The 11257-nt window shown below is 50.4% G+C and carries 12 protein-coding genes; 3 read left to right on the top strand and 9 right to left on the bottom strand.

Annotated features, from left to right (window positions below; all coding sequences use genetic code 11):
• The first annotated feature begins 19 nt into the window (after window positions 1–19).
• The 3 genes from OSQ85_RS01110 to OSQ85_RS01100 are packed head-to-tail and all read left to right on the top strand — an operon-like array spanning window position 20 to window position 2147.
• Entirely contained in the window at window positions 20–997 is a 978-nt protein-coding gene (locus OSQ85_RS01110; protein WP_265820796.1) for a peptidyl-prolyl cis-trans isomerase, read from the top strand.
• A complete protein-coding gene (locus OSQ85_RS01105; RefSeq protein ID WP_265820795.1) occupies window positions 942–1838 on the top strand; it encodes a SurA N-terminal domain-containing protein in 897 nt (298 codons plus the stop codon). Before OSQ85_RS01110 ends, OSQ85_RS01105 begins: the two co-directional genes overlap by 56 nt.
• Before the next feature lie 6 nt (window positions 1839–1844).
• Entirely contained in the window at window positions 1845–2147 is a 303-nt protein-coding gene (locus OSQ85_RS01100) for an RNA-binding S4 domain-containing protein (protein WP_265820794.1), read from the top strand.
• 136 nt (window positions 2148–2283) lie between these two features.
• Here the strand turns inward: OSQ85_RS01100 and OSQ85_RS01095 are convergent, their stop codons facing one another.
• From OSQ85_RS01095 to fabF, 9 genes are all read right to left on the bottom strand, one after another.
• Window positions 2284–3531, bottom strand: coding sequence for a M16 family metallopeptidase (locus OSQ85_RS01095; RefSeq protein ID WP_265820793.1), 1248 nt, complete (start codon window positions 3529–3531; stop codon window positions 2284–2286).
• Window positions 3528–4130, bottom strand: a complete 603-nt coding sequence (purN, locus tag OSQ85_RS01090) for a phosphoribosylglycinamide formyltransferase (protein ID WP_265820792.1) — start codon at window positions 4128–4130, stop codon at window positions 3528–3530. The genes OSQ85_RS01095 and purN overlap by 4 nt, the downstream gene beginning before the upstream one ends.
• Entirely contained in the window at window positions 4130–5164 is a 1035-nt protein-coding gene (gene purM / locus OSQ85_RS01085) for a phosphoribosylformylglycinamidine cyclo-ligase (RefSeq protein ID WP_407649288.1), read from the bottom strand. The genes purN and purM overlap by 1 nt, the downstream gene beginning before the upstream one ends.
• 9 nt (window positions 5165–5173) lie before the next feature.
• A complete protein-coding gene (locus tag OSQ85_RS01080) occupies window positions 5174–7171 on the bottom strand; it encodes a response regulator transcription factor (RefSeq protein ID WP_265820790.1) in 1998 nt (665 codons plus the stop codon).
• A gap of 141 nt (window positions 7172–7312) precedes the next feature.
• Window positions 7313–7822, bottom strand: coding sequence for a pantetheine-phosphate adenylyltransferase (coaD, locus tag OSQ85_RS01075; RefSeq protein ID WP_265820789.1), 510 nt, complete (start codon window positions 7820–7822; stop codon window positions 7313–7315).
• Complete coding sequence (rsmD, locus tag OSQ85_RS01070; RefSeq protein WP_265820788.1) at window positions 7819–8352, bottom strand: 16S rRNA (guanine(966)-N(2))-methyltransferase RsmD; 534 nt, start codon at window positions 8350–8352, stop codon at window positions 7819–7821. Before rsmD ends, coaD begins: the two co-directional genes overlap by 4 nt.
• Window positions 8273–9310 (bottom strand): radical SAM protein, encoded by a 1038-nt coding sequence (locus OSQ85_RS01065; RefSeq protein ID WP_265820787.1) that lies wholly within the window; start codon window positions 9308–9310, stop codon window positions 8273–8275. The genes rsmD and OSQ85_RS01065 overlap by 80 nt, the downstream gene beginning before the upstream one ends.
• Window positions 9294–10001: a ribonuclease III gene (gene rnc / locus OSQ85_RS01060; protein WP_265820786.1), complete on the bottom strand. Its 708-nt coding sequence runs from the start codon at window positions 9999–10001 to the stop codon at window positions 9294–9296. Before rnc ends, OSQ85_RS01065 begins: the two co-directional genes overlap by 17 nt.
• A complete protein-coding gene (gene fabF, locus OSQ85_RS01055) occupies window positions 9994–11232 on the bottom strand; it encodes a beta-ketoacyl-ACP synthase II (RefSeq protein ID WP_265820785.1) in 1239 nt (412 codons plus the stop codon). Before fabF ends, rnc begins: the two co-directional genes overlap by 8 nt.
• Between the last annotated feature and the right edge of the window lie 25 nt (window positions 11233–11257).

The following is an 11257-nucleotide window of genomic DNA, read 5'->3' as shown; positions in this document are numbered from 1 at the left end:
AATATTGTAACTTAAGCGGATGATGAAAAAGACAGCTATATTACTAATTTTAACGGCATTTCTTTTCGGCTGCGGCGATAACGGCAAAAAAACATCTGCCGACAAGCGCCCGAAGGCTGAAAAACGCACAATTCTTAAGATAAACGGTGCGGAGATAGATAACTCCGAGCTTCTGGACTATGCCTATTTCACCGTGCTGGAGATGGACCCGCTCACTGTGGAGAATCAGGACGTGAAAGACCGCATAGTGCGCAATTTCATAATCCACAGGCTGCTTCTGGACGAGGCGAAAAAGCGCGGACTTGACATAGGCGATGAGAGAAGCGCTAAGATTGCCGGATATATCGATAAGATGGAAGAGGGCAGAGCGGCCGAGAACGGAGACAACGAAACTGATGAGGTGCTGAAAAACCGCCTGAAAAAACAGATGGTTGAGAATGTGCTGGTTCAGAAGATGCTTACTCAGGTGGCTGACACCAATGTTCAGGTTACTGATGATGAGCTTAAAGCCTATTATGAAGAAAATAAGACCCGCTTTAACGGGAAAAGAACAGCTAATGTCTTCATGATACTCACCATAGAAGAGGAGAAGGCGAAAGAGGCCATGGCGCAGCTTAAAAAGGGTGTGCCATTTGCTGAGGTGGCGGAGGAATACTCCATATCCGATGAGAAGAAAAACGGCGGGAACCTCGGCTGGATCTCCATGGATGACTATCCGGAAGTTTTTGCGGAAGCCTTCAGGCTGAGAGCGGGGGAAACCAGCGGTATAATCAAGTCGGAGTACGGTTTTCACATCTTCCGCACAGTTGCCTACAGGGACGGCGAAAATAAAAGATTTGATCAGGTAAAATCAGAAATATACGCAAGACTCTATTCACAGAAACAGGAAGAAAGCGTAAGGAACTTTATAGATGAAATTTATGGTAAAGCTGAGATCATTAATGTTGCTCCTGCTTCTTTTGAGCCTCTCACAGCAGGTTCAGGCGCAGGTAATTGACAGGGTTTACGCCCGCGTCGGGGATGACGTTATAACCAAATTCGATGTCGAATCCCTCAATCCGGAAAGAACAAAGGCAATTTACGCCATAGCAGACGAGAATGAGAAAAACCGCGTTCTCGCGGAGTACACCAAGAAGACACTGGACTTTCTTGTGGATCAGTATGTGGTGCTTAACTCAGCCCGCCGTGAAGGTGTCCGCGTGAGTGATCAGGAAGTGGACAATGCGGTGAAGGATGTTCTGGAGAAAAACAGCATCACGGAGCAGCAGCTTCTTGATGTTCTCGCCAGAGAAAACCGCACAATGGCGCAGTATAAATGGCAGATAAAGATGGACATCCTCTCCACCAGAGTCCGCAGCAGGGTTCTTGCGCCGAAGGTGGTTGTTACTAACGACGAAATCAGCAAATACATAAAAGAAAACGCCGAAAAGCTTGACCTGAGCGACCAGCTTGAACTGAGAATGCTTAAGCTTGAAAACCGCCTTGCACTTGACAAGGCTCTGGAATTTTACAGAAAGAACGGCTCATTTGTCGAAACTGTTGCCAAATTCGGCGATGATGATGACGGCGGCTACCTCGGCTGGTTTGAGTATGACTCGCTGGATTCCAGCCTTCAGGATCTCCTTAAAGGCAAACACAAAGGGGATTTGACCGGTGTTCAGGCTTTCGGCGGCGAGTACAGAGTGCTCTATGTGGAAAATTTCAAAGACAAGTACGAAGGTACAGCAGAGATAAGACAGTCCGTTTCAGCCAGAATTTCAGATGAAAAAATAAAAACCATCTATGATAAATGGCTTAAGGACAGCAAGCAGCGCATCCTTGTGCAGTATATGTATTAGGGGCTTATGCGGCTGGACAAGTTTCTCAAAACCATGAACCTGATGAAGCGCAGAACCGTTGCCAACGAAGCGGCAGGGGAAGGCTTCATCACGGTTAACGGACGCACCGCCAAACCCGCTTACACACTGAAAGCGGGCGATGTGCTGGAGCTTGATATGTGGAACTTTTATAAAAAGATTAAGGTTATACAGGTTCCCGAAAAGAATAGCATTCCCAAAAAAGACCTTCCCCTCTATATCGAAACCCTTGAATACCGCGCAAAAACAGCGGACGACTTCTCTGACTTCGAGGATGATGAGGAACTGTAGCGGCTCCGGAAACGGAGCCTGGTTATTGCCGGCTTAGTTATTTATATTCGGTTATTTCAGGAAACTTTTTGGAACAAAGTTTCCCGAACCCTTCAAAAACTCACTTTTGTGATTTCTGTTTCAGATATTAGAAATTCTACCTCAGCACATAGACAGTTTTCGGCTTACTGAATATCTCCGCGGCTTTTCCGAGGGCATCCTTATCCACGGCTTTGATGTCTTCTATATATTTCGTCAGGTATCCGCTGCCGAGCCCTGCGTTCTGGAAGAAGCTGGCGTACCATGCCTGTTTGCTGTTGGTTTCCGTCTCTATCAGAAGTCTGCCGAGCATATAGTTTTTGACCTTGGTCAGCTCTTCATCCGTAAGCGAGTCAAGGAAGCTTTTGTTTATCTCTTCCATTGTTTTTACAGCTTCCGGCACATTGGCGTATTCGAGTCCTATGTGGCCTACGAATCTGGACTTGCAGAGCCTTGAGGGGTAAAAAGCGCCCACTGAGTATGCGTAGCCTCTGTTTTTGCGCATTTCGGTGAAATAGCGTGAACTCATCCCGCCGCCCAATATATCTGCCATGACCTTCACCGCCGCATACATAGGGTCAGCCGCTTCGGGTGCTTCATAACCGACATAGAGCTTGGCCTGTTGTGTTCTGGGGTCACGGTCTTCCCTGTATATTTCTTCCTTCTGCTCAGGGTATGCGCAGTCTGTTCCGAATTCAGCGCCCGCGGGGAGGTCTGCGAAGATCGCCTTAAGCTTTTCCGCCTGCTCCGGGGTTATTCTGCCCGCAACGGTTACTATGGTGCTTTTCCCTTGTAACAGAACAGGGTAGAATTTCTTGATGTCATCAAGGGTTAGCTTCTCAACACCTTCCGTTTCCCCTTCGATGGTGAGCGCGTAAGGCGTGCCTTCGTAGGAGAGCTTCATAAAGTTGCGGAACGAGAGTGAGGAGGGATCGTCCTGAATGGCTTTGATCTCCTCAAGCTGGATTGCCTTTTCCCTTTCGAACACATCCTCTCTGAACTCAGGGGAGTGGAGGAAGGGGCGGAAAAGGGCTATGGCCTTGTCCAGATATTCGGCAGTGGAGGAGAAGGCTATCTCGAAGGAGTCAGTGCCCTGACCAGCGCCTATGCTGCCGCCGTAAAACTCCATCTCACGGAGCATTTCGCTCCCCTTGACCCATACGGAGGATGTGAGGGCGCCCACGCCGTTGTTTGTTTTGTTTTCCCTGAATAATCCGCCTTTTATAAAAACCGATACTGAAACCGTTTCGGTATACGGGCGTTCGATGACTGTGAATGTCACTCCGTTTTCAAGCGTCATTGTATCTCCTGCGGAGGCTGAAAGGCTTATCAGAAAGAGAACCGATGCTGCCAGCAGTTTTCTCATAATATTTTAACGTGTCTGCCCTCAGTTTTCAGCCTGCCTTCTGCGATCAGGCGCACAGCTTCGGGATACGCCCTGTGCTCCTGTTCAAGGATGCGGGCGGAGAGTGTTTCCGCTGTGTCGTCATCCGTGACGGGCACGCATTTCTGGAGGATGATGGCTCCGTTGTCCATCTTCTCATCCACAAAATGCACGGTGCATCCGGCGAATTTGACTCCGTAGTCAAGAGCCTGTTTCTGTGCGTCCAGTCCGGGGAAGGCGGGAAGAAGCGAGGGGTGAATATTTATTATCCTGTTTCTGTACTGCTCAACAAAATAAGGGGAGATGATCCTCATGAACCCAGCGAGGCAGACGAGATCAACCCCTGCTTCGTTCAGATGCTTCACTATCTCACGGTCGTAAGCTTCCCGGCCGTCAAAGTCCTTATGGTTGAGATAAACGGTTTTAAGCCCGCACTCAGCGGCATAGGCCAGCCCTTGGGCATCCGCCTTATTGCTGATTACCACGGCTATTTCGGCGTTGTTGATCTCGCCCTTGTCTATTGCGGCCTTGATAGCCTTGAAGTTGCTGCCTCTGCCGGAGAGCAGTATCCCTATTTTCATCAGAAATCTATTCCTTTTATTTCAACTGATTTTGCGCCTTCGGCTATTCTGCCTATTATGAAGGCTTTCTCGCCGAGTTCCTCCGCGCGGGCTCTGAGCTTTTCCGCCTCGTCAGCGGAGATTACCGCTATGAAGCCTATGCCCATGTTGAAAACTCTGTAAAGCTCACGGTTCTCTATACTGACCTTCGAGGTTATGATGTCGAAAATTTCGGGTCTCGTGAAGCTGCCCTTATCCACCAAGGCTTTCAGCCCTTCGGGGAGAACTCTTGGTATGTTTTCATAGAAGCCGCCGCCTGTTATATGCGCCATAGCCTTTATGCCGAAGCCTTCGGCAAGGAGAGCGAGAACTGTTTTAACATATATCTTTGTAGGTGCAAGGAGAAGCTCATAAAGGGGCTTGCCGTTCACTTCGTCCTTCACATCCATTTTAAGTTCGTCAAAAAATATTTTGCGGGCAAGGGAGTAGCCGTTGCTGTGCAGACCTGTTGACCCGAAGCCGATTATGGCATCTCCGGCTGCAACCCTGCTGCCGTCCACCATTTTTGCCTTGTCGAGTATGCCCACACAGAAACCTGCGAGGTCGAACTCGCCTTCCTTGTAAAAGCCGGGCATCTCCGCAGTTTCGCCGCCTATGAGCGCTGTGCCGGACTGTCTGCATCCGTCAGCTATGCCCTTTACCACTTCCGCCATATCCTCCGGCGCGAGTTTGCCTGTTGCCAGATAATCAAGGAAGAAGAGGGGCTTGGCTCCGGTTACCACAAGATCGTTCACACTCATTGCAACAAGGTCAACGCCTACTGTGTCCAGCTTGCCGGAATCAAAGGCTATTTTCAGCTTGGTTCCCACACCATCGGTCGCTGCAACAAGCACAGGGTCGGTCATTCCCGCCGCGTCTTTCAGGCTGAAAAAACCGGCAAAGCCGCCGAGGCTGCCGATCACTCCTTCGGTGTAGGTGGATTCGGCCATGGATTTTATGAGGGTTATGAACCTGTTCCCCTCGTCTATATTAACTCCGCTGCTTCTGTAGTCGATCTGTGACACTTATTCTCCTCTCTTAAGGCGCTCTATTTCTTCCCTTATAACCATTTCTGCGATTTCGGGAAGCACTTCTCTCAGCACTTCCTCCATTTTTTCCGCAAGCACTTCCTGGATTGCCGCTTTAAGCATTCCGCTGTCCAGCGAGCGGTAGACTATTTCCTTTATCTCATCCTGAGCAAGCCCTGCCGCAGGCTGTGCGGTCTGTTGGGGCGTTTCTTCGGCTGCGGGTTCTTCCGCCCTTTCCTCAAGCGGGGCGAACTGTTCCGCCGGGAACTCCTCAAATGCTGCGGGTTCGGTCTCAGGCTCATCTGCTGTTATAAATACCGGTTCCTCTGCTTCCTGAATGAGCAGTTCTTCCTCAAACACGGGCTCTTCAACTGCGGACAGCATTTCCGGCTCAGGCAGCGGCTCTTCCGCGGGGATAAAATCTTCCCCGGCAGTTTCCTCCTCCGCCTTTTCCTCTTCCCTGATGATAAGAGGCTCTGTTTCCGCTTCCGGTTCGGAAGCTGTTTCAAGCTCGGTTTCATCAACCTGCATGAGCTCAGAGAAGTCTGTCTCGATGGGCAGGTTTTCCAGCGCATCAATGCTGAGATCCGCCTCTTTCTCCTCCTCAATGATTTCGCCGTCCACAGGCATGCCTGCTTCTGCAAAACCTTCCGGGAGAATATCGAGGGCTGTTTCTTCGGTTTCGGCTGTTTCCGCGGGCTCTGCGTCCTCCTGCGGAATCTCTTCCTCCGCAGGCTGTTCATCCGCTGCGGGCTTGCCGTCTATTATTTCCTCTTCGCTTATGTGCATCAGCCCGGCGAAGATGTCGCCGTCATCCGTTTTTTCCTCTTCGATGACATATTCAGGAGCAGACTCGGACTGAGGCTCCTCCTCCGGTTCGAATGCGGCAGGTACTCCTTCCTCATCTGTCATTGTGAGCCCTGCAAAGGGGTCTGCTTCCGTTTCCTCTTCCTCTTCAATAATATATTCGGGGGCAGGTTCAGCCTCTTCCCCAAGCTCTTCCAGAAGGTCACTGAAATCTTCGGCAGGGGTTTCCGGAATCGTCTCCACTTCGTCGCGGATTATTTCAGCTTCGGGTATATCCGCGGTTTCCAGATCCTTGAGGAAGGAATCCAGATCCTCCTCCTGCTCATCAGCCTGCACCGCTTCTTCGGCAGGAGCTGTAACATCTTCCGGGAGATCTTCTGTTTCCGCCTGAGCTTCTTCGGTTTCTGTAATATCGGCTATGTCTGCGAGACCGCCAATATCCCCAAGGAGGTTTCCGAGTTCCGCCTTTTCCTCTTCCGATACCGCCTCAGAGGGCTCCGCATCGTCAAACGGGAAGCTGTCTTCGCTGTCCTCTTCGCCGTATATGTCTGACGGGGTTGCTTCGGTCTCCGGTTCCTCATCGGCGAAGATGTCTCCTGCCGCGGGGATCTCTTCCTCCGCCGCTGCTTCCGGCTCTGAAAATTCAGATGTTTCGGAAGGTTCCGCTGCCTCTTCTGCCTGACTCTCTGACGCGCTCAGGTCTATGAATGCGGCTTCCTCCTCCTGCACATCCGGCACAGGAGGGATTATCTCCGTCTCTTCTTCCGCTATAACCTGTTCGGGCATTGCAGGAACAGAAACGGGTACATCAGCGGACGGCGCTTTCGGTGCTGCACTGAGACCGTAGTTTATTTTAAGCTCTATGGCCTGTGAATCGAACGGTTTGAAAAGGTAATCATCCGCGCCGGATTTGGCAAGGTCAGTATCATCAAACTGATCAAAGGCTCCGGTAAGGAGTATTATCCATGATGAGGGAGCAAACGAGCGGATCTTGGCGATGAAGTCACCGAGGATTATGCTCTCCAGCTTATTATCGAGCAGGATAACGTCAGCAGGGGCGTTTTTCAGCCTCATCACAGCATCATCCGCTGAGAAGGTTTTTTCCGTGATAAACCTGTCCTTATCAAGGCAGATGTCAATTACCCTGTGAATGGTAACGCTGTCGTCAATCAGTAAGACTTTTTTCATGGAATCCCTCACCGAGCGGTACTGTACTGCGCGTAATCAGCCCTCTTACGCTAAACTAACACCAAATAACGGCAAAATCAAATAATTAGTCTTTTCCGAGCCTGCCGTACTGTTAATGAATCGTACAACAGGCAGAAAACCTTAGCTCTGAGCACCGCATGGGTTCTCAGGCGGGTAGCCCAGTTTCTTGACCAGCCTCTCATAAACCGCAGGGGGGACAAACTTGGAAACATCCCCGCCGAGGCTTGCTATCTCACGCACCATGCTGGAGCTGAGGAATATAAACTGCTGTGAAGGCATGAGAAATACGGTATCGAGCTTCGGGTCCAGCTTGCGGTTCATCAGTGCAAGCTGAAGCTCATATTCATAATCAGAGACTGCGCGCAGCCCTCTGATCACTATCTGGCTGTCCATTCGCTGCATGAAATTTACCAGAAGGCATGAGAAGGGAACGACTCGTATGTTTTTGATGTCCTGCGTGGCGATTTTTGCCATATCCGTTCTTTCCTCAACGGAGAAGAGGGTGCTTTTCTTTTCGCTTTTCGCAACGGCGAGTATGACCTCGTCGAAAAGCATGGAGCTTCTTTTGAGAATGTCGAGATGCCCCATCGTCATGGGGTCAAAGGTTCCGGGATAAACTGCTCTTTTCATATCTGCATCCGTTTTAAGTAGTATATTGCCGTTTCTCCGTACTTCTTTTCCTTCAGAACCTTGAAATGCTCAGGCTCCGCAGGGAAAGCAGTGCGGGTGCTTTCCTCAAAGATAAGTGTCCCCTCAGGTTTCAGTACGCCGCTTTCGTGTATCAGGCTCATGATTTCCTGCGGGTCGAAAAGACCGTAGGGGGGGTCTATGAATATTATGTCAAAGGCTTTGTTAAGCCGGGGAATCTCTTTTCTGATGTCGCCTTTGATGATGCGCGGGTTCAGGTTAAGCGCGAGGGCGTTTTTTTTGATTATGTCTGTTGAAAGGTCTATGAGAACGGCGGATGCGGCTCCCCTGCTCAGGGCTTCAAATCCGAAAGCACCTGTTCCGGCGCACAAATCCAGCACTTCCGCCCCTTCGGTTTCATCAAAAAGGGAGGAGAAAACAGCCTGCCTTACCTTATCCGTTGTGGGTCTGACGGATGAGTTCTTCGGCGTATGAAGCTGCATTCCTTTCAGGGTTCCTGCCGTTATTCTCAAAAATATTCTCCTTTGCCTTCATGCAGATTTCGCGGAAATCCGCTGATGAACCTTCGTCGGTAATGATTTTATCAGGGAAATGTTTTCTTGCAAGCGCCTTGTAACCGCCGAGTTTCTGTATCTCCGTTCCGTTTGCGTGTATTTCGCCGTGATTATGTATATATATCAGTATGATAAGTGTCTTTACAATATCCCCGAACGCCGGATGGTAAAATCCGCCTTTTATGGAATTTTCAAGGCTGTCCGTATATTGCAGCCCTGTGCGGATTACATTTGTTCCTGCGGAAGTGAGTGAGGCATATGCGTATGCCGTGCGGAGAAGCATCTCCGGAGGGGGAGGTTGGATGTATGCTCCGGCTGAATATAAATCCGCAAGCTCGGTATCCGCCAGAACAACAGTGGGGTAGATGCGGGCGTATGAGGGCTTCAAGGCGGCTAGAGTGTCCGCAGTGCGGATAACATCCGCCGCTGTTTCGCCGTACATCCCGGTCATCATCTGCACACCAGTGACGAAGCGCTCCTGAACCGCCCTCACCGCTTCAATGCACCCTTCGGAGTCATAGGGGCGTTTATTCAGCCGCAGAACCTCATCCGAGAGCGACTGAACCCCAAGTTCCACAGTGCGCACCCCCCATGATTCCGCCTCGTCCAGAACATCTTTCCCCACACAGTCCGGGCTTGTGGAAAAACGGAGGGTGCGGAAGCCTTTTGAGTGCGCAAGGGAGTAAAGGGCTGTTCTGTCTTTTTCCGGAAGGCAGGTAAAACTGCCGCCGTAAAACGCAAGCTCATCCCATGTATCTGAGTATGTGAGATATTCTTCGATCTGGCGTGCTGCGTTTTCAATGAGACCGCTGCCGCCCGTTCCTGTTATTTTATGCTGATTGCAGTAGACACACCTGTTACGGCATCCCGCAAAGGGGATGAAGACAGGGAGAATTTTTTTATGAGACGTGCGCAAGGCGGTTCAGTGCCTTGGTGGCGGCGACTTTTTCGGCGCTTTTTTTGCTTTTGCCTTCGCCTGTTTCCTGGAGGATTCCCTCTATGGTAAGCTCCACTACGAAGGTTTTGTTATGCTCCGGCCCCACCTCTTTGAGCACGGTGTATTCGGGCAGAACACCGTAAACCTTCTGGGTGAGCTTCTGGAGCTCGCTTTTGGAGTCTATGAAGCTGTTTGTGGAAATATCCTCGTCAATGCGTTTGCCGAAGAGGTGGATTATTGTTCTCCTTGCCTCTTCATATCCGCCGTCACGGTAAATAGCAGCCACCAGAGATTCGAATATATCGCAAAGCAGTGAATCCTTAAACATTCCGCCGCTGGCCTTCTCCCCTTTGCCGAGGAGAACAAATCTGCCGAGGCCGATTTCGTGGGCTATGATGCTCAGGAAGCCTTCACTGACAAAGTAGCCCCTGAGTTTTGAGAGGGTTCCCTCATCGTAATCCCTGTATTTTTCGAGAAGATATTCTGTTATGACAAGCTGCAAAACCGCGTCGCCAAGGAATTCCAGACGTTCGTAGTTGGTTTTTGACCTTTTTTCATGGGAATAAGAGCGGTGGGTGAGAGCTTCAAGAAGGAGACTCCTGTTCGCAAAGTGATACGACAGGAGTCTCTCAAGATTTTCGTATTTGATATGTTCGCCGTGACTACTCATACTTTTTCAGCAGAATGGTTGCGTTTGTGCCTCCGAAGCCGAAAGAGTTGCTGAGGCCGTAGCGAATGTCAATTTTTTCGGCCTTGTTGGGTACGTAGTCAAGGTCGCAGTCAGGGTCGGGCGTGTCAAGGTTGATTGTGGGGGGAACCATGCCGTTTTTGATGGAAAGGGCAAGGATTGCTCCCTCAACGCTGCCTGCCGCACCGAGGAGGTGACCTGTCATCGATTTTGTGGAGCTCACTTTGAGTTTTGCCGCATGTTCGCCGAAAACTCCTTTGATTGCTCTTGTTTCGATGGCGTCGTTATATGGAGTGGATGTTCCGTGGGCGTTTATATAGTCCACTTCTTCGGGAGCAATGCCCGCATCCTTAATAGCCATTCTCATTGTTCTCATAGCGCCGTCACCGGATTCATCGGGTGCTGTCATGTGGTATGCATCCCCTGTGAGGCCGTAGCCGACAACTTCGGCGTAGATTTTCGCGCCGCGGGCTTTTGCGTGTTCAAGCTCCTCAAGGATAAGTATGCCGGAGCCTTCGCCCATTACAAAGCCGTTTCTGTCTTTGTCAAAGGGTCTGCTGGCTTTTTCGGGTTCCTCGTTCCTTTTTGCGAGGGCTTTCATGTTGGAGAAGCCGCCCACTGCGAGCTCGGTTATGGATGCTTCCGCACCGCCGGCAACCATGCAGTCCGCATCGCCGCGCGCAATGATTTTAAATGCGTCGCCAATGGCGTGTGTTCCTGTGGCGCATGCCGTAACTATGCTTAAGTTGGGGCCTTTAAGTCCGTAGCGTATGGAAACGGCTCCGCTGCCCATGTTTATGATGGAAGCAGGGATGAAGAAGGGGGAGATCTTTTTGATTCCGCCTGCTAAGTAAGCCGCTTTTGTGTCTTCTGTTGATTTGAAGCCGCCGATGCCGGAACCTATGATAACGCCGAAGCGCTCTTTATCGATGGTTTCAAGGTTCATGCCTGAATCCCTGAACGCTATTTCTGCTGCGGCAAGTGCGAAAACTATGAACTCATCGTATCTCTTGATGTCTTTTTTATCGACAAGCTCTTCGGGATTGAAGTCTTTTACTTCACCGGCAATTTTGACCGGAAATTCGGAAGTATCAAACTTAGAGATATACCCGATTCCGCTTTTACCGGCTATGAGGTTTGTCCAGTTTTCATCGTTTCCGACGCCTACCGGTGTCACAAGACCGATTCCGGTGATAACAACCCTTCTTTTCACAGGTTCCTCCTGTACGTGGTTACTC

The organism is Geovibrio ferrireducens (genome assembly GCF_026226615.1).
GTDB lineage: Bacteria > Chrysiogenota > Deferribacteres > Deferribacterales > Geovibrionaceae > Geovibrio > Geovibrio ferrireducens.
This window is presented reverse-complemented; position numbering and strand designations above follow the sequence as displayed.

Coding starts and splice junctions, on each gene's coding strand:
- OSQ85_RS01095 (WP_265820793.1), bottom strand. CDS start 3,531: ATGAGAAAACTGCTGGCAGCATCGGTTCTCTTTCTGATAAGCCTTTCA.
- coaD (WP_265820789.1), bottom strand. CDS start 7,822: ATGAAAAGAGCAGTTTATCCCGGAACCTTTGACCCCATGACGATGGGG.
- purN (WP_265820792.1), bottom strand. CDS start 4,130: ATGAAAATAGGGATACTGCTCTCCGGCAGAGGCAGCAACTTCAAGGCT.
- OSQ85_RS01100 (WP_265820794.1), top strand. CDS start 1,845: ATGCGGCTGGACAAGTTTCTCAAAACCATGAACCTGATGAAGCGCAGA.
- OSQ85_RS01110 (WP_265820796.1), top strand. CDS start 20: ATGATGAAAAAGACAGCTATATTACTAATTTTAACGGCATTTCTTTTC.
- rnc (WP_265820786.1), bottom strand. CDS start 10,001: ATGAGTAGTCACGGCGAACATATCAAATACGAAAATCTTGAGAGACTC.
- OSQ85_RS01080 (WP_265820790.1), bottom strand. CDS start 7,171: ATGAAAAAAGTCTTACTGATTGACGACAGCGTTACCATTCACAGGGTA.
- OSQ85_RS01105 (WP_265820795.1), top strand. CDS start 942: ATGTTGCTCCTGCTTCTTTTGAGCCTCTCACAGCAGGTTCAGGCGCAG.